This is a genomic window from Vibrio sp. V09_P4A23P171, from assembly GCF_963875615.1.
In the GTDB taxonomy this organism is placed as follows: domain Bacteria; phylum Pseudomonadota; class Gammaproteobacteria; order Enterobacterales; family Vibrionaceae; genus Vibrio; species Vibrio anguillarum.
The window spans coordinates 42,130-66,578 of record NZ_CAWNMR010000070.1; the positions used below are offsets into that span (position 1 = coordinate 42,130).

20 protein-coding genes are annotated in these 24,449 nt (G+C 44.3%); 7 read left to right on the plus strand and 13 right to left on the minus strand.

Translation table 11 applies throughout. The annotated features are described in order from the left end of the window. Nucleotides 1-27: 27 nt before the first annotated feature. Genes AACT23_RS16190 through rppH form a run of 3 tightly spaced genes read right to left on the minus strand, consistent with a single transcriptional unit; the run spans nucleotide 28 to nucleotide 3,595 of the window. Nucleotides 28-819, minus strand: coding sequence for a sulfite exporter TauE/SafE family protein (locus AACT23_RS16190; protein WP_094128699.1), 792 nt, complete (start codon nucleotides 817-819; stop codon nucleotides 28-30). Nucleotides 820-827: 8 nt separating this feature from the next. Further along, the gene (gene ptsP / locus AACT23_RS16195) at nucleotides 828-3,074 is read right to left on the minus strand and encodes a phosphoenolpyruvate--protein phosphotransferase (protein ID WP_094128702.1); all 2,247 of its coding nucleotides are present in this window, start codon (nucleotides 3,072-3,074) and stop codon (nucleotides 828-830) included. A gap of 2 nt (nucleotides 3,075-3,076) precedes the next feature. Then, nucleotides 3,077-3,595 (minus strand): RNA pyrophosphohydrolase, encoded by a 519-nt coding sequence (gene rppH, locus AACT23_RS16200; RefSeq protein ID WP_010319133.1) that lies wholly within the window; start codon nucleotides 3,593-3,595, stop codon nucleotides 3,077-3,079. A 605-nt stretch (nucleotides 3,596-4,200) separates the two neighbouring features. On the opposite strand from rppH, the gene mutH reads away from it, so the two are divergent. Both mutH and AACT23_RS16210 read left to right on the plus strand, forming a co-directional pair. Beyond that, nucleotides 4,201-4,866: a DNA mismatch repair endonuclease MutH gene (mutH, locus tag AACT23_RS16205; protein ID WP_026028083.1), complete on the plus strand. Its 666-nt coding sequence runs from the start codon at nucleotides 4,201-4,203 to the stop codon at nucleotides 4,864-4,866. 134 nt (nucleotides 4,867-5,000) lie between these two features. Further along, nucleotides 5,001-6,035, plus strand: a complete 1,035-nt coding sequence (locus AACT23_RS16210) for an NADP(H)-dependent aldo-keto reductase (RefSeq protein WP_094128705.1) — start codon at nucleotides 5,001-5,003, stop codon at nucleotides 6,033-6,035. Nucleotides 6,036-6,072: 37 nt separating this feature from the next. Here the strand turns inward: AACT23_RS16210 and AACT23_RS16215 are convergent, their stop codons facing one another. The 5 genes from AACT23_RS16215 to brnQ form a co-directional block, all read right to left on the minus strand. Further along, complete coding sequence (locus tag AACT23_RS16215) at nucleotides 6,073-6,324, minus strand: hypothetical protein (RefSeq protein WP_010319130.1); 252 nt, start codon at nucleotides 6,322-6,324, stop codon at nucleotides 6,073-6,075. 500 nt (nucleotides 6,325-6,824) lie between these two features. Next, nucleotides 6,825-8,159, minus strand: a complete 1,335-nt coding sequence (vpsR, locus tag AACT23_RS16220) for a cyclic-di-GMP-binding transcriptional regulator VpsR (protein WP_017043264.1) — start codon at nucleotides 8,157-8,159, stop codon at nucleotides 6,825-6,827. A 262-nt stretch (nucleotides 8,160-8,421) separates the two neighbouring features. Further along, nucleotides 8,422-9,954, minus strand: a complete 1,533-nt coding sequence (lysS, locus tag AACT23_RS16225; protein ID WP_013857598.1) for a lysine--tRNA ligase — start codon at nucleotides 9,952-9,954, stop codon at nucleotides 8,422-8,424. Between the two features lie 33 nt (nucleotides 9,955-9,987). Beyond that, nucleotides 9,988-11,086, minus strand: a protein-coding gene (gene prfB, locus AACT23_RS16230; protein WP_141195555.1) for a peptide chain release factor 2 whose coding sequence is annotated in 2 segments (ribosomal slippage) — nucleotides 9,988-11,010 and nucleotides 11,012-11,086 — 1,098 coding nt in all. Because the reading frame shifts where the segments join, the coding sequence is not laid out codon by codon here. 170 nt (nucleotides 11,087-11,256) lie between these two features. After that, nucleotides 11,257-12,570 (minus strand): branched-chain amino acid transport system II carrier protein, encoded by a 1,314-nt coding sequence (brnQ, locus tag AACT23_RS16235; protein WP_047690133.1) that lies wholly within the window; start codon nucleotides 12,568-12,570, stop codon nucleotides 11,257-11,259. 308 nt (nucleotides 12,571-12,878) lie between these two features. Here brnQ and AACT23_RS16240 point away from each other — a divergent pair, with 308 nt between their 5' ends. Together AACT23_RS16240 and srmB are read left to right on the plus strand one after the other, a co-directional pair. Further along, nucleotides 12,879-13,601 (plus strand): tRNA1(Val) (adenine(37)-N6)-methyltransferase, encoded by a 723-nt coding sequence (locus AACT23_RS16240; RefSeq protein ID WP_094128708.1) that lies wholly within the window; start codon nucleotides 12,879-12,881, stop codon nucleotides 13,599-13,601. 92 nt (nucleotides 13,602-13,693) lie between these two features. Further along, nucleotides 13,694-14,929, plus strand: coding sequence for an ATP-dependent RNA helicase SrmB (gene srmB, locus AACT23_RS16245; RefSeq protein WP_013857603.1), 1,236 nt, complete (start codon nucleotides 13,694-13,696; stop codon nucleotides 14,927-14,929). A gap of 101 nt (nucleotides 14,930-15,030) precedes the next feature. Here srmB and prfC read toward each other — a convergent pair whose 3' ends face one another. After that, a complete protein-coding gene (gene prfC, locus AACT23_RS16250) occupies nucleotides 15,031-16,620 on the minus strand; it encodes a peptide chain release factor 3 (protein WP_026028084.1) in 1,590 nt (529 codons plus the stop codon). 222 nt (nucleotides 16,621-16,842) lie between these two features. Here prfC and AACT23_RS16255 point away from each other — a divergent pair, with 222 nt between their 5' ends. Beyond that, nucleotides 16,843-18,894 (plus strand): putative bifunctional diguanylate cyclase/phosphodiesterase, encoded by a 2,052-nt coding sequence (locus tag AACT23_RS16255; RefSeq protein WP_013857605.1) that lies wholly within the window; start codon nucleotides 16,843-16,845, stop codon nucleotides 18,892-18,894. A 63-nt stretch (nucleotides 18,895-18,957) separates the two neighbouring features. Here AACT23_RS16255 and rimI read toward each other — a convergent pair whose 3' ends face one another. The 4 genes from rimI to ubiT all read right to left on the minus strand — a co-directional run bounded on the left by rimI (nucleotide 18,958) and on the right by ubiT (nucleotide 21,089). Beyond that, complete coding sequence (gene rimI / locus AACT23_RS16260; RefSeq protein WP_013857606.1) at nucleotides 18,958-19,404, minus strand: ribosomal protein S18-alanine N-acetyltransferase; 447 nt, start codon at nucleotides 19,402-19,404, stop codon at nucleotides 18,958-18,960. Between the two features lie 4 nt (nucleotides 19,405-19,408). Next, nucleotides 19,409-19,813, minus strand: a complete 405-nt coding sequence (locus AACT23_RS16265; protein ID WP_094128711.1) for a DNA polymerase III subunit psi — start codon at nucleotides 19,811-19,813, stop codon at nucleotides 19,409-19,411. A 261-nt stretch (nucleotides 19,814-20,074) separates the two neighbouring features. After that, nucleotides 20,075-20,578 (minus strand): GNAT family N-acetyltransferase, encoded by a 504-nt coding sequence (locus AACT23_RS16270; protein ID WP_094128714.1) that lies wholly within the window; start codon nucleotides 20,576-20,578, stop codon nucleotides 20,075-20,077. Then, nucleotides 20,562-21,089 carry a ubiquinone anaerobic biosynthesis accessory factor UbiT gene (gene ubiT, locus AACT23_RS16275; protein WP_010318913.1) on the minus strand — a complete coding sequence of 176 codons (528 nt, stop codon included), beginning with the start codon at nucleotides 21,087-21,089 and terminating at the stop codon, nucleotides 20,562-20,564. Before ubiT ends, AACT23_RS16270 begins: the two co-directional genes overlap by 17 nt. Before the next feature lie 196 nt (nucleotides 21,090-21,285). On the opposite strand from ubiT, the gene AACT23_RS16280 reads away from it, so the two are divergent. Both AACT23_RS16280 and ubiU read left to right on the plus strand, forming a co-directional pair. Continuing rightward, the gene (locus AACT23_RS16280) at nucleotides 21,286-23,334 is read left to right on the plus strand and encodes a bifunctional diguanylate cyclase/phosphodiesterase (protein ID WP_026027438.1); all 2,049 of its coding nucleotides are present in this window, start codon (nucleotides 21,286-21,288) and stop codon (nucleotides 23,332-23,334) included. 101 nt (nucleotides 23,335-23,435) lie between these two features. After that, nucleotides 23,436-24,449: a ubiquinone anaerobic biosynthesis protein UbiU gene (gene ubiU, locus AACT23_RS16285; protein ID WP_010318915.1), complete on the plus strand. Its 1,014-nt coding sequence runs from the start codon at nucleotides 23,436-23,438 to the stop codon at nucleotides 24,447-24,449.

Consider the following 24,449-nt stretch of genomic DNA (forward strand, 5'->3'; position numbering starts at 1 on the left):
TAAAAATGAGGTGAAGATAATAAGTGATTAAAACAGCATAGTTGCCGCTATAACCATCAGAAAAACGGAGAATATTTTTTTCAATACCGCCGTCGGTAACTGAGTCGCGTAACGCGCTCCTAATCGAGTAGTGAGAATTGAGGTCGAAGCAATGGCGACTAACGCAGGTAAATAGACATAGCCAATGCTGTAAGGTGGTAAATTCTCCACTTGATAACCGTGCAAAATAAAACCAATCATGCCAGAGATTGCGATCACACACCCACAGACAGAAGAAGAACCGACGGCTTTACGCATTTCAACGCCATGACGATTCAAAAAAGGAACGGAGAGCGAACCGCCACCAATTCCCGCTAAACTAGAGACAATACCAATACCACTGCCACATAGCATGGTCACCCACGCACCGGGCATCGATCTTTGCATTTGCGCTTTTATCGATAAAAACATTTGGATCGCTAGGCAAAAAACAATCAAGCCAAATACTTTCGGTAGATATTGAGTCGGAATCACATCTGCGATCATTGAGCCAACAAACCCACCGACGATAACGCCGGGCATGAGCCACTTGACGACAAACATATCCACATTGCCCAATTTAAGGTGATTTAATGCCGAAGAAGCCGAAGTAACAATGATGGTCGCTAGCGATGTCGCTAACGCTAAATGCATACTAAGTTCGGCGGAAATACCCGCTTTGGGAAGCAAAAGAAGCAACGCCGGAACGACAATTAAACCACCACCAATGCCCAGTAAACCAGCCATAAAACCAACGACTGAGCCCAATAACACCAGCAACACCATCAACTCAAAATTCACATTGGTTCCTATTTTTTGCCTGCGCGGATAAAGCCAGCAAAGCCTTTATCTTCAAAGTATGAGTGCATCATATTATAAATGTCGTTGCCGTAAGGTTGCATCAACGCTTTGTCAGCAAGTCGCTGTAACTGTCCTAATTGAGAGTGCCTCACCAAATATTTGACCTTGGCTACGTTGGAGGTATTCATACTTAGCATGCGATAACCCAAACCAATTAATAACAGTGAACCGATAGGGTCTCCGGCCAACTCACCACACACACAAACAGGTATACGATGAGACTGGCAAGTCTCTAAAATCTGTTTAAGCGCCATCACCACCGCTGGATGCATGGAGTCATAGACATCAGCAACATGTGCATTGTTCCGATCAACGGCCAACAAATATTGGGTTAAATCGTTGGTTCCAACCGAAACAAAGTCCACTTTGCTCGCAATCAATGGTAGAAGATAAATCATCGATGGTACTTCAATCATAATGCCAATCTTGGGCATTATGATCCGATCATCAACGCTAGAAACTTCTCGATACGCTTGATCAATCAACCGCATTGCGTCGTCCAACTCTTTCGTTCCTGAAATCATGGGCAATAAAATGCTGAGATTTTGGTTATCGCCGCTGGCACGCATCATCGCCCGCAGTTGAATCAAAAAGATATCGGGATGATCGAGCGTAAAACGAATGCCTCGCCAGCCAAGAAAGGGATTGTCTTCTTCAATGGGTAGATAAGGCAGTGCTTTATCGCCACCAATGTCTAACGTTCTCATCACCACCCGTTTATCAGGATAAGCGTTCAAAACGCTGCGATACTGCTGCACTTGTTCTTCTTCTGATGGAAAGCGATGTTGCAGCAAAAAGGAAATTTCGGTTCGATACAGCCCGACACCATCAACCCCTTGGTTAATTGCGATGTTGGTATCCGCACTTAATCCAGCATTGAGCATCACTTCAATACGTGTGCCATCTTGCGTAAAAGGAGCTTCTGCAATGGTTTCATTAACCATTTGAGAAAGTTCGCTTTCTTCATAAGCTAAAGCGCGATATTCCGCCAGAATTTGTCTATTTGGTGAGATAAAAACCTTGCCGCTATAACCATCGACAATGCCCTTTTTACCGTTGATCTCCTTGAGATTAAGTGAAATCCCCATCACTGCGGGAATGCCCAACGCCCGTGACAATATTGCTGCGTGGGAATTGGCAGCCCCTTCTAAAGAGACCACCGCCAGTAATTTATCTTTAGGAATAGCGGCGAGAATTGAAGCAGTAAGTTCGCGTACCACCAAAATGATCGGTTTATCAAGTTGCTGCTGATCATGTTCAGTGTTGTGCAAAAAAAATAGCAGTCGCTGACCTAGCTCACGAATATCCTGTGCACGCTCACGTAAGTAAACATCTGACATCTTCGCAAAACGGTTGGAATAACTCTCCACAACTTGCCGTAATGCCCAATCTGCACGATCACCTTTTTGGATCTGGCTTTTCAGATCGTTGCGTAGCATCGGATCATTGAGTAGATGAGTAAAGAGATCGAAGATGGCTAACGCATCTTTATTAATATCACTATCGAGTTTTTTTCTTAAACGACGAAAATCGTTCAAGGCGCTTTCTACCGCCAGCACTAGCCACTCTTGTTCTCGTTCAATATCGAGCGTTGAGGCGGGGTAAACATCAGACAGTTGAGGCTGGGTGTCATCCCACCAAAACTCACCAATCGCGATGCCAGATGACGCAGCAATGCCACTGGTGGATAACTGCTTTTTCGAAAGCAGCCACTGCCCTTGTGTTTGAGCATGAGCAATAATCACGGCCACTTGCGCCGCCAGAGTGACAATAAAAGACTCTTCCATCTCACTAAATAAGCGAGGTGTTTTTTGCTGCACGACCAAGACACCCAATACTCGCTTGCGATGAATAATCGGCGTACCAAGAAAGCTTTGATACACCTCTTCGCCAAGCTGTTTGAAGTATTTAAAATTAGGATGTTTCGACGCTTCAGCAATGTTGATTGGCTCAGCTGAACGTTTCACTAAGCCCACTAAACCTTCGTCAAAACCGATGTGGATTTTGTCGCCTTTGAACTTTAAGCCTTGCGTTGCCATCAGTTCTAGGCGATGTTTTTCTTCGTTAGCAAGATAGACAGTGCAACACTCGGTACTCATCGCATTGCACGTTTGCTTAACCAAAATATCCAAGGCTTGGTGTACATCTTCTACCTTGGATACTTGTTCAACTATTTCCCTTAGCTGAGAGAGCATGTCTATCCTCTTTTATTTTTGCGCTTACCTTTGTTATTACGTTCTTTAAATGGCATCGCGAATGATGCAAACTCTTTCATGGCGCGACGATAAACATCTCGCTTGAAAGAGACTACTTGCCTCACTGGATACCAATAACTGACCCAACGCCAACCATCAAATTCAGGGGTACTGCCGCGCTGCATGTTGATTCTTGATTCATCACACTCTAAGCGCAGAAGAAACCATTTCTGTTTTTGCCCAATACAGACAGGTTGAGAATCCCAACGAACGAGCCGTTTTGGTAATTTATATCTTAACCAATGACGGCTTGTTGCTATGATTTTCACATCTTTCTTTGTAAGCCCAACCTCTTCGTAAAGCTCTCTAAACATCGCTTGTTCAGGAGTTTCATCGTCGTCAATTCCACCTTGTGGAAACTGCCAAGAGTGTTGTCCGTATCGTTTCGCCCAGAATACCTGACCATGGTTGTTACAAATCACAATACCAACATTGAGTCGGTAACCATCGCCATCGATCACTGGCCAACCTCTAGTAAAATCTTAATTGCTTTGATTTTTCCACATATCCCCAATAGGAGCAAACTTACTAGTGTGATTAACACGAGATTTATGTGTTCCTAATCATTAATTGGATAACTTTTCATCAAATTTAAAGTTATCAACAAAATAATGCGACACCAGCCACATTTATTCACCTTTTCTGTGAGTAACTATGTGAAGAATCTCTAGATAGCGACTTACTTCCCCAAAAAGCAAAAGAATACGGGCCAATATAAAAAAGATAATAATAAATTAAATACATTAAAAACAATGAATTAATTGGATTTTCCATTATTCACATTACGTTGCGATTAACAAAAAATTGATCCTTTCACAACATGCTCAAAGATCCACCAATTAGCTCGTTATCCACACCCCCACTCTAGTAGAAATAAGATTTACTGATTAAGAGGCCCACTCTCTCAAGCAAAACCCTGTAAATGCATACAGATAAACAAAAAATGGAATATTTTTCCGATCAACCTGTGGATAACTTGGGTTGCGATGATCTTTTAAGCAAAAGAAACGACAGCACATTGTGTATAAGAATTTGCTACAATCACGTTTTTATCATTCAAAGTATCATGAAACCCGCACCTAAAACTGAACATGAATTAATGCTTAGAGCCCAAGACATTGCAGGCTTAAGCTTTAGTCAACTCGCCGAAGAAGCCAAGATGACCGTGCCCCCTGACTTAAAAAAAGATAAAGGATGGGTCGGTCAGCTATTAGAGTGGCATTTGGGTGCAACGGCAGGCAGCAAACCTCAGCAAGATTTCGAGCAATTAGGTATCGAGCTCAAAAGTATTCCAATCAGTTACACTGGAAAACCGCTCGAAACAACGTTTGTGTGTGTGGCCCCACTCACCGGTGTTCATGGTTTAACATGGGAGCAAAGCCACGTGCGAAATAAACTCTCTCGAGTACTGTGGATCCCAATAGAGGGTGAGCGAGAGATCCCCCTAGCCCAGCGCCATGTCGGATCGCCATTGCTATGGAGCCCTTCTCCTGCACAAGAACAGCAGCTAAAAAATGATTGGGAAGAACTGATGGAGTTCATCGTTCTTGGCAAAGTTGAGCAGATCACCGCTAAGCACGGTGAAGTATTACAGCTCAGGCCAAAAGCGGCAAACGGGCGAGCATTAACCGAAGCCTACGGTGCTAATGGTAAACCTATCAAAACCCTGCCACGAGGCTTTTATCTTCGAACTCAATTTACCGCGAGCATTCTTGAGCAACACTTTATTTAAAAGTGCTCGTTATTGCTCATGAAAAAACGTAACCGTTTGATCTTTCACTGCACAATTCGTTTCCGTTTCACTGCCATCTTCGCTTATAGTAAAAACGTCACACACTCCACCAGCGAGAGCATCAAGGAAGAAATATGCAATACACCAAACTGCCTCATTCCACACTGGAAGTGAGCAAGATCTGCTTAGGTACCATGACTTTTGGTGAACAAAATAGCCAACAACAAGCCTTTGAGCAGCTCGATTACGCCTTAGACCAAGGTGTGAATTTCATCGATACTGCGGAAATGTACCCAGTTCCCCCCAACGGTAAAACCCAAGGTCTGACCGAAAGCTATATTGGCAACTGGTTAGAAAAATCAGGTAAACGTGAAAAAGTGGTGTTAGCGACTAAAGTGGCAGGCCCGCGTAACGTGCCTCACATCCGCGAAAAGATGTCACTCGATAGACGCAACATTCATTTAGCGATTGATGATAGTTTAAGACGCTTAAAAACAGACTATGTCGATTTGTATCAATTACATTGGCCTCAACGCCAAACGAACATGTTCGGCCAACTTAACTACCCTTATCCTGATCAGCAAGAAGAAGTCACTTTAATCGAAACGCTCGAAGCGCTTAATGATCTCGTCAAGGCTGGAAAAGTGCGTTACATCGGTGTGTCAAATGATACCCCGTGGGGCGTAATGACGTTGCTAAAATTGGCAGAAAAACACGATCTAGCAAAAATTGTCTCTATCCAAAACCCTTATAATTTACTGAATCGTAGCTTTGAAATTGGCTTATCTGAGATTAGCCACTTCGAAGGTGTTCAACTGCTGGCTTACTCGCCACTGGCGTTTGGTTGCCTGAGTGGTAAATATTTAAATGGCGCAAGACCTGACGGTGCTCGGTGCAGCCTATTTGAACGCTTTTCTCGCTATTTTACGGCGCAAGGTGTACAAGCCACTCACGCTTATGTTGAGCTTGCTAACCAGTATGGCCTTGATCCAGCACAGATGGCGTTGGCGTTTGTCAATCAACGTCCGTTTGTCGCATCCAATATCATTGGCGCGACAAACCTAGAGCAGTTGAAAACAAATATCGATAGTTTAGATGTCGTACTCAGTAATGAATTGCTTCTTAAAATTCAAGAGATTGGGACGACTTACTCCAACCCTTGTCCGTAGATATCTTCGGGGCTAGCGAAGCCACTAGCCCCTCGTTTTACGTTGTTATTCGCATGCTTAACACACGGCGAAGATGACGAATATGACGTTCAGCTTTAATTGAGTCAGGGACTGAAACGCCAATAGCGCGTCCATCACTTTCTAAGCCAATATCTTTAAGCAAGTGTTGGCTATTAAAAGGCAGCTCAAAAGCATGACGGCGAACATTTCGTTGCCATTGACGCTCTTCACGGCGTAAATCAGCACGGACCAGTAAAGTAGCAAGTTGTAAATAAATTGAATGACGCATGAATATTCTCCAGTAGTAAACTAAACGTTGACGGCTGGAAAAATGGGGGCGAGCAAGGTGGATCAACACTTTGATAAGCTGCCATTTTTCCGCAGCCTATCTCAAGGTTACGGATTAACTAAAAATCGGTGCCTTTTTTATCATCAAACATACGACAGGCGTCTGTAGTAAGAGACGATTTAGGCGCAGTAAGATCGATAGAAACGCGAACAGTATGAACAAAAACGAAATGATTCATGTTGCGCCTCCAAGCAAATAGTTAATCCAAAGTGAAATGAGTGTGTGAGCACGGCTCACGGTTAAATTCTATGCAACTGAGGTGATTATTCAACTCTTAATTTTCAAACAATTAAAAAACAATGCATTAACCTAAAATGAAAGCCGATGACAGCAAATAAGTGACATATTCAGCTAGAGAATAACTTATTCGCAAAAGATATGATTATAAAAAATGGCCACATGGATTAAATGTGGCCATTTTTACTTGAAGAATCATCAAGTTAATAGGTATTTTCAGTGATTAAGTTATGTTTATTAAGCAAGCGATACATAGTAGCTCTAGATACACCTAGCTCTTTGGCGGCCATTGATACTTGCCCTGAGTTGGATTCTAAAACCAGTAATAGCGCATCTCGCTCTGAACGCTCACGAATGCTTTTTAGGCTGCGCTTACCATCACTGCGTTTTGGTAAGTCGAGTTGCAATTCATCCAACATGACTGAATCGGACATCAGCACCACACGTTTGATCTGATTCATCAGCTCACGAACGTTACCCGGCCAGTGATAACGAGCCAATGAGCGCGCCGCTTCTTCAGTAAAACTGCGCGCCTGCGCGTTAAACTCTTTTGAATACTCCTGCAAGAAGTGTCGTGCCAGTAAAGCAATATCACCCGCCCGCTCTTTTAAGCTCGGGACATTAATACGCAATACGTTGATATAGTGGTACAGCTCTTCGTTAAAATTGCCATCAATCAGCGCTTTTTCAATATCGGAAGAGTTGGCGGCCAAAATACGCACATCCACCTCTTTGACACCCATTGAAGTTTCTATCGTTCCTTCTTGCAGGAAGCGCAAGAGGTTAGCTTGTTGGCTTTTAGGTAGCGTGAGAATATCTTTGAGTAGGATCGTCCCACCATCTGCCCGCTCCAATAATGAAGTTTGAGATGAGTCTTCACAACCAATACCGAATAGCTCACATTCAAAGCGGCTCTCCGATAAAGCTCGGCAATTCACTGAAATAAAAGGTTTTTGTGCGCGAGACGAGGTTTTGTGTACCGCTCTCGCGACCGTCTCTTTGCCCGTTCCATTTTCCCCATAAATGAGGATACTGACATCTGTAGGGCCGATGCGTTTGATCTGATCACGCAAGCGCTTCATGGGAGTGGACTCACCAATTAAACCAATATCCCCTGTTGCTCCATAATGTGGCCATACTTTTTTCTCTAACTTAAGCATTCCAAGTTGGTGTCCAATGGTGCTCAGTAGCTGCGCATCGGGAATCGGCGCCGTAAAAAAGTCAATACAAAAGTTAACAATGAATTGGCAAATCGTATCCGAGCTCAACTGTGATTCGCGAATGAACGCCAACCAACGTACTTGTTTATGGTTGCTGACCAAATTTGCAATGCCATTGAGGCTGAATTCATCATGGCTCAAATCAACAATACCAATGCATGGGCCTGTTTCTGCAAACAAGGCATCCGCTTTACGTAAATCTGCGCATTGTGTACAACGCCAACCAACCTGTTCAAGTACAGATAACCAAGGCTCGTATGTCCCACCAACGACGACAAGCGAACCAGGGACAGAATCCATTCGGAATTGAGTGCCCATCTATTATTCCTTATCTTTAAATTTATATGCAGTGCTACTTTTGGCACATTAAACGGCTGTTACATTAACGAGACTTGGCGCTGTAGTCTGTCTCAATCATAAGACTAGACAACAAATAAGCACTTTGCCATTTAATATAGGGAACTATTTCATAATCCTTTCGAAATTGTTGTCTGTTAGTCCACGCTAGTGAACAAAATTTTTCAAACTAATGCAAAAAAAAACCGCCTATTTAGGCGGTTTATCGGAACGAAAGTAGCAATTACTGCTGTGGGCGCATCGCAGGGAATAGGATAACGTCACGAATCGTATGGGTGTTGGTGAGTAACATCACCAAACGATCAATACCAATGCCTTGACCCGCCGTTGGTGGGAGACCGTGCTCTAACGCAACAACATAATCAGCATCGTAGAACATGGCTTCATCGTCGCCAGCATCTTTGGCATTCACTTGCGCTAAGAAGCGCTCGTCTTGATCTTGAGCATCATTAAGCTCAGAGAAGCCATTGGCGACTTCACGACCACCGATGAAGAACTCAAAACGGTCAGTGAAGAATGGGTTGTTATCGCTACGACGCGCCAATGGTGAAATATCCGCAGGGTATCCAGTGATGAAGGTCGGTTGCATCAACTTAGGTTCGGCCGTTTCACCGAAGATCTCTTCAAGCAGTTGGCCGCAAGTCCAGAAAGGTTCAACGTCTACATGAACCGATTTCGCGATAGATACCATGAGCTCACGGTTTTGCAGATCCTGTTCAGTTAACGCTTGGATTTGAGCGTGCTCTGGGTTGTAGTGTTTGATGGCTTCAAACATACTCATGCGAGCATATTGACCACCAAATTCTACCGTTTCATCACCATAAGGCATTGAAGTCGAACCTAAAACTTCCTGTGCCACAGTGCTTAATAACTCCTCAGTAAAGTCCATCAGATCATTGTAATCTGCGTACGCCATATAGAATTCCATCATAGTAAATTCAGGGTTATGGCGAGGAGAAAGACCTTCGTTACGGAAGTTACGGTTGATTTCAAACACGCGATCAAAGCCACCCACAACTAAACGCTTAAGGTAAAGCTCAGGTGCGATACGCAAGTACATTGGCATGTCGAGCGCATTGTGGTGAGTGATGAATGGACGCGCACTAGCTCCGCCAGGGATCACATGCATCATTGGCGTTTCTACTTCCATGAACTGTTTTGAGATCATGAAGTTACGAATTGCAGTCATTACTTTAGAGCGAACAATGAACGCATTACGTGAACTTTCATTAACAATCAAATCCACATAACGTTGGCGGTAGCGCATCTCTTGGTCAGTCAAACCGTGGAACTTCTCTGGTAATGGACGAAGTGCCTTTGTCAGCAATTCGTACTCTTCCATATTAACGTAGAGATCGCCTTTGCCAGATTTGTGCAACGCACCTTTCACGCCGATGATGTCACCAATGTCTAGACCTTGGTATTTTTCCTTCAGCTCAGTTTGAACCTCTTTTGAAGCATAAGCTTGAATACGACCAGAGGTTTCTTGAATAACAAGGAAAGGGCCACGTTTCGCCATGATACGACCCGCAATCGCCACAACATGGTTTAAGGCTTCTAACTCTTCTTTGCTCTTTTCACCGAATTGCTGTTGAAGATCGCCCGCAAGGCTGTCACGACGAAAGTCATTTGGGTGGCCATTCGCTTTACAGCTCTTACGGATGTGATCCAGCTTGCTGCGACGCTCTGCGATGAGTTTGTTCTCTTCTTGCGCAATTTGCTCTTGATTCATTTCGTTTTGAACAGCATCAGTCATTTTACATGTACCTTATATGTCGGTAAAAAAGCATTAAAGGCCTGATTTCAGGCTTGCTTCAATAAATTTGTCTAAATCACCATCTAATACCGCTTGGGTATTGCGGTTTTCAACGCCAGTGCGTAAATCTTTGATTCGGGAGTCATCCAATACATAAGATCGGATTTGGCTTCCCCAGCCAATGTCAGATTTCGCATCTTCATTGGCTTGCTTTTCTGCATTCTGCTTTTGTAACTCAAGTTCAAACAGTTTTGCACGCAATTGTTTCATCGCTTGGTCTTTGTTTTTATGCTGCGAACGATCGTTTTGGCATTGAACAACGGTATTGGTTGGAATGTGCGTAATACGCACCGCCGATTCGGTGGTGTTAACGTGCTGACCACCCGCTCCCGAAGCGCGATAAACATCGATACGAAGATCGGCTGGGTTGATGTCGATAGCAATATTTTCATCAATCTCAGGATAGATAAACGCAGAGGCAAAAGAGGTATGGCGGCGGCCACTCGAATCAAATGGGGATTTACGAACCAAGCGGTGTACGCCAGTTTCGGTGCGTAACCAGCCATAAGCGTAATCACCGATAATTCGCACGGTTGCGCCTTTTAGGCCAGCAACATCACCTTCAGACACTTCAATCACTTCAGTCTTAAAGCCTTTCGATTCTGCCCAACGTAAATACATGCGTAGCAGGATTGATGTCCAGTCTTGAGCCTCGGTGCCGCCCGAACCAGACTGCAGATCAATATAGCAATCTGAAGAATCGTGATCGCCAGAAAACATACGACGAAACTCAAGCTGTTCAAGCTTAGTTTCCAGCTCATCCAGTTCAGGGCCAATTTCATCGAAGGTTTCTTGGTCTTCTGCTTCAATAGCCAGTTCCAGTAGCCCTTCCACATCATCCACACCTTGATCTAACTGATCAATGGTATCGACAATGGCTTCGAGCGAAGCACGTTCTTTACCTAGCGCTTGTGCACGCTCAGGTTCGTTCCAGACGTTGGGTTGCTCGAGTTCTGCATTCACTTCTTCTAAACGCTCTTTCTTAGAGTCGTAGTCAAAGATACCCCCTCAGGATATTTGTGCGCTCTGACACATCCTGAAGACGGTTTTTAATAGGATTGATTTCAAACATGTTTGCTCAACATTTATGAGTAGAATTTAACCGAAGAATTCTACTTAAAAATGTGACGAAGATACAGGAAAAATTCGTTTGATCTCTTGGAATAAAAGCTGGCGCACGCCTAAAAAAAGAGGCTGAACAATCGTGTTCAGCCTCTTTAATGCTTACGGTTAAAAACGCGATTATGCCGCTTCTTTAACCACACTTTGTTGAACGGTAGTTGCAATAAAGAACATGCAAATCATCGCAGCAAGTGTCGGAAGCAACCACCCCATGCCGACCTCAAACAGTGGCAGCATATTGAACGCAGACACATCAACGCCAGCCACTTTTGCCGCGTCGATCAACGCAAAAAGAAAAGAGACAAGTAGCACTACACGGTATGCCACTGCTGGGTTTGGTAGTTTCCCTCTCAAGAAGGTCAACATAATCAAGGCAATCGCAACTGGATAAAGCGCATACAGTGCGGGGATAGAAAGCGTGATCAATTGCGATAAACCAACGTTTGCCACGATAGCGCAAGCAACACCAATAATGATCACCCAAGATTTATACGCAATTGGAGTCAATGTGCAAAAGTAATCTGAACATGCTGAAATCAAACCAATTGCCGTGGTTAGGCAGGCTAGTAGCACGATGACAGAAAGCACGATCTGCCCATAAGGGCCAAACAGCGCTTGCACATATTGGCTAAGCACCGCACCGCCATTTTCTGCACCAAAAGCGACCACAGAGCTTGTCGCGCCAAGATAAAACAGTGAAATATAGACAAAAGCTAAACCAACCGCCGCAATACACGCCGCGCTGATTAAATACTTTGTGGTTGCCGCGCGCTCTGTAATGCCTTTGCTACGCAGTGCATCGACAATTAACATCCCAAACATCAGTGCGCCAAACGTATCCATGGTGTTGTAGCCTTCAAGGAAACCTTTCGTCAACGGCTGAGTCAGGTATTCGCCTTGTGCAGTCACCATCTCACCTTGCGGGTCAACAAAAACCGCAACGGCTAAAATAATTAATCCAACAAATAGAGCAGGAGTTAGCACTTTACCAATGATGTCAATGAGCCGACCTTGAGACCAGGCAAAAAACATCGCAACGACAAAAAAGAGAATCGAAAATAGTGTCAAATGCGATTGTTGCGCATCAATGAAAAATGGTTTCACTGCCATTTCATACGCCACAAGGCCGGTACGCGGTGCTGCAAAGGCAGGACCAATGATGATAAAGATCATCACTGCCATGATAGTTGCAGCTTGTTTAGGCAGATCTTTGGTTAAATGCTCCCAAGAACCACCCGCGACAGCAATCGCAATAATCGTCATCAATGGTAAACCGACAGCGGTAATAAGAAAGCCTGTCATGGCTGGCAGTAAATGCTCTCCAGCAAGTTGGCCAGCGATTGGCGGAAAGATGATGTTACCAGCACCCAAGAAAAACGCGAAAAGCATAAAGCCGACCGCGATAATATCTGTTAGTTTTAACGTCTGCTTCACAGATAACCCTTAATTATTATTTGATAAATGTTGTGTATGCATTGTTGATGAGGTTGAAACCGCATCTAAATCTAAAAATTAAGGGCGAATAATGACGAAACACTCAAGACTTCGCAAGGGCAAAGCAAAAAACGCTACATTAATTTATAATATCGGTGAAAAACCAGTTTAAAACTCTAAATGTTAAAAAATAGAAAGAATGATGTGTTGATCATTTTCTCATACACTCTCATAACAGATAGAAGAATAATCCGAACAAATAGATAACAATAGTGGTTATCACTTAATTAGAGCTATATTTTGAAATAATGATGAAAAGTCACACGCCCAAAAATAAGCGTTTCAAATTTAAACAATTTTCCATTGACGGTGGACAAGCGGGAATGCCTGTCAGTACCGATGGGGTTCTATTAGGCGCGTGGGCTTTCACGCACCATCCCAAAACCATTCTCGATATTGGCACTGGTACCGGGTTATTAGCATTAATGTGCGCGCAACGTTTTAGCGATGCACAAATTACGGCCGTCGATATCGATGCCTTTGCCTTTGAAGCGGCCCAATACAACAGTAATGCTTCTTCATGGGGGCAACGCATACAGGTTTTACAAGGTGATATTTTAGACACCTCTTTTACGCCGTCCTTTGATGCAATTATTTGTAACCCACCCTATTTCAACAGTGGTGAACTGTCTCATGATCCCCAGCGAGCTACTGCTAGGCACACCAATCAACTTGCTCATCACGCTTTATTAGTCAGAGCAAAAAGTCTCCTCAACGATGAGGGGCAAGCTTGTTTTATTTTGCCCGTGTATGAAGGGGAACAATTTATCGAGCAAGCACCCACGCTCGGCTGGCAGCTTAAGCGGCGCTGCACTGTACAACCCGTAGCACACAAACCCGCTCATCGGCTATTGATTGAACTAAGTTTAGCCTCGGCTTCTGTGATTGATTCATCGTTGGTCATTCACTCATCAAGTGGTTATAGCGAAGCCTTTATTGCCCTAACTCAAGATTTTTATCTCAAGATGTAGAAATAACATGTGATCCTAATCACCAATCCCCCTATAATGTTCGACCTTAATTTTATAGCCAAATAAGCCTAACGGCTTGTGGAGTACTCACTGTGATCAAAACCTTTGCTGACCTCGATCTTGACCCTTGCATCATTGCGGCCATTGAAGATATGGGCTTTGAACGTCCCACCCAAGTTCAAGCTGAAGCGATCCCACAAGCCCTAGATGGTCGAGATATTCTTGCCTCTGCGCCAACGGGAACCGGTAAAACCGCTGCATTTGTTTTACCCGCGCTACAATATCTTTTAGATTTTCCGCGCAAGCGAGCCGGCCCTGCACGCGTCTTGATTCTGACCCCAACTCGTGAATTGGCGATGCAAGTGGCGGATCAAGCTCGTGAACTGGCGAAGAATACTCGCCTCAATATCGTCACCATCACCGGCGGCGTACAATATCAAGAGCACGCCGACATCTTAGCCAAAACGCAAGATATTGTGGTGGCAACGCCTGGTCGCTTAATGGAATACATTGAAGGCGAACGTTTTGATTGTCGTGCGATTGAATGGCTTATTTTGGATGAAGCTGACCGCATGCTGGACATGGGCTTTGGCCCAATCGTCGATCGTCTCGCTGCTGAATGTCGCTGGCGTAAACAGACCTTGCTCTTCTCTGCAACACTGGAAGGTCATGGTGTGGAAGGTTTTACTGCCGATCTCTTAAAAGAACCAGCAACAATCAATGCCGATCCTTCTCGTCGTGAACGCAAAAAAATCACTCAATGGTATCACCGCGCCGATACCATGGTGCACAAAGTTGAGCTATTGAAGAAAATCCTCACCGAGCAAGCCGAACGTTCTATCGTGTTTATCAAAACTCGTGAGCGCTTAGCTGATTTGCGTACAGAGCTAGAAAAAGCGCAAATTCCTTGTGCTTGGATTCAAGGCGAAATGCCACAAGATCGTCGCAATAACGCCATTACGCGATTCCGTGAAGGCGCAGTCAACGTACTACTGGCAACCGACGTGGCCGCACGCGGTATTGACTTACCTGACGTAAGTCACGTGATCAACTTTGATATGCCACGCTCAGCGGATGTGTACTTACACCGTATAGGCCGTACGGCTCGTGCTGGTAAAAAAGGCAATGCGATCTCTTTGGTTGAAGCCCATGATCAAGTGATGATGGACCGCGTCGCGCGTTATGTCGATGAGGAGATCAAAGAGCGCTTCATTAAAGATATGCGCCCGCAGCACAAAAAGCCGGTATTCAAAAAGAAAAAGAAAACCGATGACAAAAAAGTCAAAGTGGTTTCGAAGAAGAAGAAAGCGAACAAAAAGAAAAAATAGTGTTCCAATACCACCTATAAAAAAATGCCGATACTGAAATATCGGCATTTTTTATCTTTAACGTTTGAAGAGAGTGTCACTCTCTTCAAAATCACCAAGGTTTAATGTTCGCGTGTCGCACGGAACTCCACTTCAGGAAAACGCTCTTTGGCCAGATTTAAATTGACCATAGTCGGCGCGATGTAAGTCAGGTTATCCCCACCATCCAGCGCGATGTTACTTTGGTTTTTGCGCTTAAACTCTTCGAATTTTTTATCATCTGCGCACTCAATCCAACGTGCTGTTGCAACGTTAACACCTTCGTAAATCGCCTCGACGTTGTATTCAGATTTTAAACGAGACACCACCACATCAAACTGCAGCACACCCACTGCACCCACAATCAAATCGTTATTTTGTAGTGGGCGGAAGACTTGAACCGCTCCCTCTTCCGACAACTGCACTAAACCTTTAAGCAGTTGCTTCTGCTTCAGTGGATCGCGCAAGCGAATACGACGGAACAGCTCAGGAGCAAAGTTAGGAATACCTGAGAATTTCAACGATTCACCTTGAGTAAAGGTATCACCAATCTGAATCGTTCCATGGTTATGCAAACCGATAATATCGCCAGCATAAGCATTTTCAGCACGAGAGCGATCGCCCGCCATAAAGGTAACCGCATCAGAAATACTCACTTGCTTACCAATACGCACGTGGTTCATTTTCATGCCTTGGGTATAAGTACCCGACACAATACGCATAAACGCAATACGATCGCGGTGTTTAGGATCCATGTTCGCTTGGATTTTAAACACAAAGCCTGAGAATTTCTCTTCCGTGGCTTCAACAATACGCTCATTAGCTTGACGTGGCATCGGCGCCGGAGCCCACTCAGTTAAACCATGCAGCATATGGTCCACACCAAAGTTACCTAATGCCGTTCCGAAGAAAACAGGGGTCAACTCACCTTTTAAAAACAGCTCTTGATCAAATTCATGAGAAGCACCCAATACCAATTCAAGCTCATCACGCAGCTGAGCGGCAAGGTCATCACCCACGGCCTTATCCAGATCAGGGTTGTTGAGGCCCTTAACAATGCGCTCTTCTTGAATAGTGTGACCTTGGCCGGTCGCGTACAGAATCGTCTCATCACGGTGAATGTGGTACACGCCTTTAAACTCTTTACCACAACCCACAGGCCATGAAATCGGGGCGCAGGCAATCTTCAGCTCATTCTCCACTTCATCAAGCAATTCCATTGGATCGCGGATTTCACGGTCCAATTTGTTCATGAAGGTTACAATCGGTGTATCACGTAAGCGAGTCACTTCCATCAGCTTACGAGTACGATCTTCAACACCTTTTGCTGCATCAATCACCATTAAGCACGAGTCAACCGCCGTCAATGTGCGGTAAGTATCTTCCGAGAAGTCTTCGTGCCCTGGAGTATCGAGCAAGTTAACCAAACAATGATTGTAAGGAAATTGCATCACAGAGGTCGTGACCGAAATACCACGCTCTTTTTCCATTTCCATCCAATCTGATTTAGCATGCTGGTTAGAGCCGCGCCCTTTTACCGTTCCCGCTTTTTGAATGGCATTCCCGAATAGCAGAACTTTTTCAGTAATGGTGGTTTTACCCGCATCCGGGTGCGAAATAATAGCGAAGGTTCTACGTTTAGAAACTTCACTCAAAAAAGGAGTATTTGACATGAAACAGGTCTTCTCAATATGCTGATATAAGGGAGAGCCGAAGCGCTTACGCTGATCAGCAGTTCGATTCAAATTTGCGCGGTATTCTCCCCTATATTTGATCTGGGAGCAACTTTCGTCGCTATACAAATCAACAAGAGAATGGCGACCTTTCTATTTGTAATTAAATTATCAATAAATATGAGCTATAACTAAAAAGGGCGAAGAGAATAAGCGAGTATTATGCTGATAACCAAACAAAGAAATTCTCTGGCATTTAAACAAGCCAAAACAGTGTTCCTAGTCTCGGTGATCCTTGGGATAGGCTTTAGTTTGTATCATACTTTGCTCGACCTACACCATGAGCAAGCTCGCATTGAAGATCACTACCGTTTTAAACTGCTGCAAAATTATTCAAATGCCAGCCAGGCTGCTTATCACCTCAACAACTTATTAGCCAATCAAGTCGTCTCTAGCCTAATGGTTGATAATGCCATTTATCATGTTGAAATTATTGATGATTTTGGCGATACACTGGCAAAAAAAAGCAGAGAGATTCCAGCGCAGACGGCTTTTATTCGGCTCTTATCGAATTATCTGACACCTGAAATACCCATCTTTAAAACTGACTTGCATCAACCCAATTCGAGTGTGGTGGTAGGTAGCTTAAGTTTTTCCGTCAACGGCTCTTCCATTGCCAAAGAATTTATTGCAAAAACCACACGAGTATTGCTATTTGATCTCTTTCGAAATGTGTTGCTGACTTCGATCCTTTTAGTCTTTTTTTACTACAAGCTGTCAAAACCCATCACCACGTTAATTTCGTGGGTTCGCTCATTGCAAAACAATCAACGCCCAACACAGCCGCCATTACAACAGCAAAAAAATGAGCTCAGTGAGTTAGCCGGTACTTTCTATACTTTATGGAAAGAGCGAGAGCTCGCGGATGCTAAACTTAACCAATTAGCCTACTACGACACGTTAACTGGCCTTGCTAATCGCAGCTTGCTGCTACAACTGCTCACTGATGCGATTGATAACAGTATTCGCACCCACACTTCTGGTGTGTTGTTTTACCTTGATCTCGACCGTTTCAAAACGATCAATGATTCACTTGGACACACAACGGGGGATCATTTAATCAAAGCTATCGCCATGCGTATGGATGGCTGGCTTAAACACGATTACACCGCCGCACGCATCGGTGGCGATGAGTTTGCGGTGTTGATTCCTCATCTCTCTCGCCAACAAGCAGAGAAGGTAGCTCAGCAGCTTCTGGCTCTGATTTCCAACCCTTACTCGATTGATGACCACCAGCTTTATTGCACTGTGAGTATTGGTATCTCGATTTTTCCGTCAGTGGGCAAAACCAATATCGATGTACTTAGACAAGCCGATACAGCACTTTACCGCGCAAAAGCGAATGGACGCAATAAATACATGTTTTATGAGCCAGAAATGCAGGCTCAAGTCGAATCGTTTCTGGAAATTGAAAAAGGCCTCCATGAAGCCCTCAATACCCAACAGTTAGAACTCTATTACCAACCTCAAGTCGATGAGCGGCACAATATTGTCGGTGTGGAAGCCTTGATCCGCTGGAACCACCCAACCAAAGGTGTATTGCCACCGGGTGTGTTTATGACCATAGCAGAAGAAACGGGGCAAATTATTCCGATTGGAAACTGGATATTAGAGCAAGCGTGCTATCAATACGCCGCTTGGAAGCGCCAAGGAGTATTACCTCCCCATTTTCGCCGTTTAGCCATCAACATCAGTCCGTTGCAGTTTTCTCAAGATTCTTTTGTTGAACACATTAACCATGCAATGCAACAAGCAGGTATTACTGGTGAACATCTTGAATTGGAGATTACTGAAGGGCTATTGCTGGAAAATGTAGAAAGTGCGATTCAAAAAATGGTGCAACTTAAAAAAAGTAAGCTGAGCATCTCGATTGATGATTTTGGCACTGGTTATTCATCACTGCGTTACCTCAAACTTTTATCTGTGGATGTGCTCAAAATCGATCGTTCTTTTGTCACTCAATTGCATCTAGATGAGAGTGACCAAGCAATTGTGGATACGATTATTATGATTGCGAAACGTTTAAATTTGGAGGTAATAGCCGAAGGTGTGGAAGAGTGCCAAGAACTCGAAACTCTCAAACAATTGGGTTGTGATCAGTTCCAAGGTTACTTATTTGATAAGCCGTTAACCGCTAAGGAAGTCGTCAAGCGTTTTGCAAGCCCATGTTATCAACTCAATGAACATCAAAAAGATAAGGCGCACCAGAAGTAGTTCCGAGACGCCTAACCATGAAAAAAAACTGAGTTTGCAAACGATCTGCTGATGGAAAATAAGCTACAAAAAATAGTAGCTCATGATGATCGCATCTTCTGATCCTTTCGGAGTGGGATAGTAGTTCACTCGACGATCGAGCTCATTAAAACCCAGCGATTCGTACAAGCTATAAGCGCGGATGTTACTTTCGCGAACTTCAAGCCACGCACTTTCAGCTTGCGCTTTTTCACAGTAAGTTAAGAAAAACTCCATCAACAATTTTCCGTAACCCTTACCTTGCTGCTGCGGATCCACAGCGATATTCAACAAGGTCACCTCTCCAACAATATTCTGTGCATAGAAATAACCGACAACTTTGCCATCAACCAACATAGCATGGTGGCATGCACCACGACTCGCCAAGTCGCGTACGAGTGATTCAGCCCAAGGGTAACTGTGAGCTTGCTGCTCAATGGACCAAATAGCATCAAGATAAGGAAGTGATAAAGGCACAACATCAATATTCATAGTTTTATGACTCATAAGAACAAATTTGCTGCCACAACGCCCGGCGCAGCTCGGTATTGCCATCTATCTCAACTAGCGGCGGTGACGTTAACACTTTCTGAGCCAACGGGCTTTCTCTCTTTTCACAGCCTGAAAACCACAACCATTCAATGCTGGAGCCTGTTAGTTGGCTAAGAGAGTGAGGCTCAAGATGACACGCCTGACTGATTTCGAGCCCCATACTCTTCAATACTCTTGAAAACAGCAATAGAGCACCTTGTTGCGGGTATTGGGGGGAAACGAGTAATAATCGGCACGAGCTCGGCAGTGTCACCGGATCAGGTTGATAGCCAGCCAGCCGCTGTGGATGGATAAGCTCCCAACGCTGGATGCCCATTTCTTGTAAATATTGATTTTCGTGATGTGACATCTGTATATGACCTCATTGAACATCGCAATCCTAACAAATCAGCGCCAAGACAGAAACCGTTAATCATCCAATGCCCCAAGAGCTATGCCCAAACAACTTGAAGTTGCAGATAGGCGGCAAGTGAATTCATCCCTATGAGCCTAGATAAACAAGGTGATTGGGGTGAGCGAACGTAGCCAACACCACGGTAGCTTCAAATGAGAAGGGCATAAAAGTAAACAGGGAGCTCTGGGCTCCCTGTTTTGAATAGAAATACGGTGATTAAAGATCGTTGAACTCTGGGCAATACTCAATTAAACCCGCTCGTCCGCTCAATTCGCCGTCGACTAATGAAACGATCTGAAACGCGCCAGCTGGAACATCCCAACGACAACGAAAATCAGATTTCGCCGCCTCTTTAAAGCCAAAGCGTTGATAATAATCCGGGTTACCCAAAACCACACAAGCTGGATAATCGAACTCAGCCAAACAGATTAACCCCTCTTTTACCAACGAGGCGGCGACACCTTGATTTCGCCACTCTTTTTTCACGGCTAACGGTGCAAGCCCTTGCCAATTTAAGTCTTCACCATTGAGTAATACTGGGCTAAACATCACATGACCAACGACTTCGCCGTCATCATCACAGGCCACTAAAGAGAGCGTCAAATGGCTGTTTTCCCTTAATGTCATGACCAAATTAGCTTCAGCATCTGTCTCAAAGGCTGATTTTAATAAGCGGTCAATCGCTAAGATATCCGCTGGCGCTTCAGTTCGAATAAGCATTCATTACCTCATTTTGTGTCACTGGCGATTGTACGCCCTTATGCACAAAATCTGCTAGCTGATTTATTAACATCTGGAATGGTTTTGGTAAAAGCTCTAGGTCAACACTGTCCATCAGGTTCTTCACCTCTAACCCCAGTTCGGTATCCCCTTCAATGGAGAGTCGACGTTGAAAGAACAGCGTATCAGGATCTTCTTTTCGACCAGCAATCAACACCATATCATTTAGGTTACCGCTAAAGCTGACATCTTCCACTTCCGTCTTATCAGACACAACAAGTTGTTCCGCTTGATAGCTGATATACCAATTCAAATTCAAATCGCGAATTGAAACCTTTAACCATTTCCCATCAAGAAATTCAAAGTCACCTTCTTGCAAAGCCTCATGAAATATAGTTTTCAACCCTTCTAGCAAGGCTTTTTTTTGTACAACTTGCGGTAAGAAGTGGACTGGGGATCGCAAAATTGAAGCGGCGTTTTGAACTAGTTGAGTACGAATCTTGTGAATCACGAGCGTTATCCGTTACTTTGTAATGCAATAGTACCTAATCATAATGGATGTGGGGGTGCAAATTCCTGTGATGCATCAAAAAACGTACATTGTTTGAGAACCTTTTCTAGCTTAGTAATCAAAGTTATAGTTAATGTGTTACTTACGTTGTAACATCCTCATGAATATAAGTGCTCTGGAGAGTGGTAGTAGCTTGATGCCTTCGCAACATTTACAACATTGGTTTGCAAAAATCACGTCGAACAGTCCGTTCTTTTTTGCCATCTTGAACGACCAACATAACTATGTGATGGTCAATGAACGTTATTGTGATATTGCAGGGCTGAGCACAACCGAATTGGTTGGAATGAATGACTCACAAATTCTGGGTGAGCATTTCTACCGCCATCTCAAACCCTATTATGAACGGGCATTTCAAGGAGAAACGCTTGAGACCGAACTGACTCTTCACGAGATCGATTTAGAAACGAGTTTGCATTTCTCTTTATCACCTATCATGGGTGATAAAAAAGTCGAAAATATTGTGTTTCACGCGATCGACACCTCCGAAAAACAGATCCTCATTCGCTCATTAGAAGAGTCGGAAAATAAGTTTTCAACCTTGACTAGCTTGCTTCCCGATGGATTGTTGCTGGTCGATGACGACTGCATTATCTCTGCTAACCCCGCATCGGCTCGTTTACTCGGTTTTGAAAATACCTCAGAGCTTCTTGGTGAAGAGTTATCGCGCTTGTTTGTCGATGAAAAAAGTAAAACCGTATTCAGCTCTCCACTTAGTTTATTACTCGCAGGGGCACCATTGGTCTGCCTCACTGGGCCAAAGTGTGGCTTTGAACGTAAAGTTCAACTGCACGCTGGAGCCACCGTCGTGCTGGGCAACAGCTCACAACTGATTTTGATTCAAGATGCAGAAGATGCACCTAAGCAGTTGTCTTCGACTATGCATGCCGATATCCACATTGACTCGCTGACTAACTTGTATAACCGTTTTGGTTTCACTAAACGTTTAGAACAGTTCATTCAAAATGAAACCCCCCTTGTGATGCTCTATTTAGACATTGATAACTTCAAAAACATCAATGACTCTTTAGGCCATCATATTGGCGATAAAGTCATTAAAGAGGTCTCAGCACGGCTGAAACGTTTACTACCGCAACAAGCGATTGTGGGCCACCTTGGCGGCGATGAATTTGGACTAATACTGCCTGATCCTGAAAATAGTCGCGCCGCTGAAATGTTGGCTGAACGCATCATTTCTTTGATTAACCAACCGTTTGATCTGCACCATTTCAGTAAACGCTTAGCCTGCTCCATAGGTAGTGTCGCCTACCCTGGTGACGGTAGCGATGCACGCGTATTGTTGCAAAATGCCGATACGGCGATGTATGAAGCCAAAGATCGTGGTAGAAACCGTCTGATTAAGTTCAACGATCAAATGAACAAAGAAGCGCGCATGCGCTTATGGCTTGAAATTGAACTGCAAAAAGCGCTGCAACAAAATGGCCTTGAAGTGTGGTATCAACCGAAAGTAAATGCTCGCGACTTCAGCATCAATGGTGCGGAAGCTTTGGTGCGCTGGAAACACCCTGTGGAAGGGTATATCAACCCGGGCGCTTTTATCCCTGTCGCGGAAAAAGCTGGGCTGATTGAACATTTAGGCCGAGTGGTGATGCGTGATGTCTTCTCGACCGTAAAACGCTGGAAGCTGCAAGGCATTTTACCAGGTCGCGTGGCGATCAATTTATCGCCAGAACAGTTTTGTAACCCGAAGTTGATTGATTATATGGAAAAACTGCTTCGCACCACGGAGCTTGATCCAAACTGCATCACATTTGAACTGACCGAAAGTGCCGTTATGAGCGACAGCGAACACACCTTGCAAATGTTGAACGCGATCAAAAAACTGGGCTTTTCTCTGTCCATTGACGACTTTGGTACGGGGTATTCCTCGCTCTCTTACCTCGCTCGCTTCCCGATTGATGAACTTAAAATTGACCGCGCTTTTATAACGGATATCGATACGCTTCCTAAACAAATCACCGTCATTGAAAACATCATCAATTTAGGAAAATCACTCAACTTAACGGTCGTTGCCGAAGGTGTGGAAACTCAACAACAAGCCACACTGCTCTCTAATCTCAACTGTAACTCAATTCAAGGCTTCCATTTTTATCGGCCACAACCGAGGCAGGAAGTAGAAGAGTTATTCGTTCAAAATCGTCGTCATCGTTCTACTCCCAAATAAGTAAATCTCGTTTATTCGCCCCAAACCTGCCTTACATCAAATTTGCTATTCATAATGCTTCATAAAATACCACTACTTTCCCTTAGATATCGTACGGATCAATGGAACTTTTATGTCCTGCAGGTAACCTGCCTGCTCTAAAAACAGCGATCGATTGTGGTGCAGATGCGGTTTATATCGGCTTCAAAGATGATACCAATGCTCGCCACTTTGCTGGCCTTAATTTCGCAGGTAAGAAGTTAGATAAAGCGGTGCAATATGTTCATGATCACCATAAAAAAATTCATGTCGCGTTAAATACCTTCGCCCACCCTAATGGCTTCGAGCGTTGGACTCACGCCGTCGATAATGCCGCCAGTTTAGGCGTGGATGCGTTGATCATCGCCGATATCGCGGTATTGGATTATGCCGCTAACCGATATCCAGATCTGGAACTGCATCTTTCTGTACAAGCCTCCGCCACCAACGTCGCCGCTATCGAGTTTTATAAGCAGAATTTCAATATTAAGCGAGTGGTGTTACCGCGAGTGCTATCAATCCATCAAGTCAAACAGCTCTCACGTAATATGATGAGTGACGTCGAGCTTGAAGTATTTGCCTTTGGCAGCTTATGTATTATGTCTGAAGGGCGCTGTTATCTCTCTTCCTATATGACGGGAGAATCACCCAATACTGTCGGAGCCTGTTCGCCCGCGAAGTACGTCCGCTGGCAAGAAACGGACTCAGGTTTGGAATCTCGCTTAAACGAAATTTTGATTGATAAATACGCAGCCGGAGAAAATGCAGGCTACCCAACCTTGTGCAAAGGTCGTTTTGAAGCGCAGATCGATGGGCAACCTAAACGCTACCACGCACTGGAAGAACCAACCAGTTTAAATACGTTATCACTATTACCAGAACTGTTTGCAGCCAACGTTGCTTCCGTCAAAATTGAAGGTCGCCAACGTAGCCCTGCATATGTGGAGCAAGTGACTAAAACCTGGCGAGCGGCGATTGATCGCTACCAAGCAAATCCACAAGCCTACCAAGTAGAAACGGCTTGGAATACCGCCTTAGCCAACGTTTCTGAAGGCACGCAAACGACACTCGGCGCGTACCATCGCCAATGGCAATAA

Excerpts from the sequence above, each read along its gene's own strand:
- AACT23_RS16270 (WP_094128714.1), bottom strand. The coding sequence starts at position 20,578 with ATGCTTATTCGAACTGAAGCGCCAGCGGATATCTTAGCGATTGACCGC.
- vpsR (WP_017043264.1), bottom strand. The coding sequence starts at position 8,159 with ATGGGCACTCAATTCCGAATGGATTCTGTCCCTGGTTCGCTTGTCGTC.
- AACT23_RS16240 (WP_094128708.1), top strand. The coding sequence starts at position 12,879 with ATGATGAAAAGTCACACGCCCAAAAATAAGCGTTTCAAATTTAAACAA.
- prfC (WP_026028084.1), bottom strand. The coding sequence starts at position 16,620 with ATGTCAAATACTCCTTTTTTGAGTGAAGTTTCTAAACGTAGAACCTTC.
- AACT23_RS16210 (WP_094128705.1), top strand. The coding sequence starts at position 5,001 with ATGCAATACACCAAACTGCCTCATTCCACACTGGAAGTGAGCAAGATC.
- AACT23_RS16280 (WP_026027438.1), top strand. The coding sequence starts at position 21,286 with ATGCCTTCGCAACATTTACAACATTGGTTTGCAAAAATCACGTCGAAC.
- AACT23_RS16255 (WP_013857605.1), top strand. The coding sequence starts at position 16,843 with ATGCTGATAACCAAACAAAGAAATTCTCTGGCATTTAAACAAGCCAAA.
- lysS (WP_013857598.1), bottom strand. The coding sequence starts at position 9,954 with ATGACTGATGCTGTTCAAAACGAAATGAATCAAGAGCAAATTGCGCAA.
- ubiU (WP_010318915.1), top strand. The coding sequence starts at position 23,436 with ATGGAACTTTTATGTCCTGCAGGTAACCTGCCTGCTCTAAAAACAGCG.
- AACT23_RS16265 (WP_094128711.1), bottom strand. The coding sequence starts at position 19,813 with ATGTCACATCACGAAAATCAATATTTACAAGAAATGGGCATCCAGCGT.
- rimI (WP_013857606.1), bottom strand. The coding sequence starts at position 19,404 with ATGAATATTGATGTTGTGCCTTTATCACTTCCTTATCTTGATGCTATT.
- mutH (WP_026028083.1), top strand. The coding sequence starts at position 4,201 with ATGAAACCCGCACCTAAAACTGAACATGAATTAATGCTTAGAGCCCAA.
- AACT23_RS16215 (WP_010319130.1), bottom strand. The coding sequence starts at position 6,324 with ATGCGTCATTCAATTTATTTACAACTTGCTACTTTACTGGTCCGTGCT.
- ptsP (WP_094128702.1), bottom strand. The coding sequence starts at position 3,074 with ATGCTCTCTCAGCTAAGGGAAATAGTTGAACAAGTATCCAAGGTAGAA.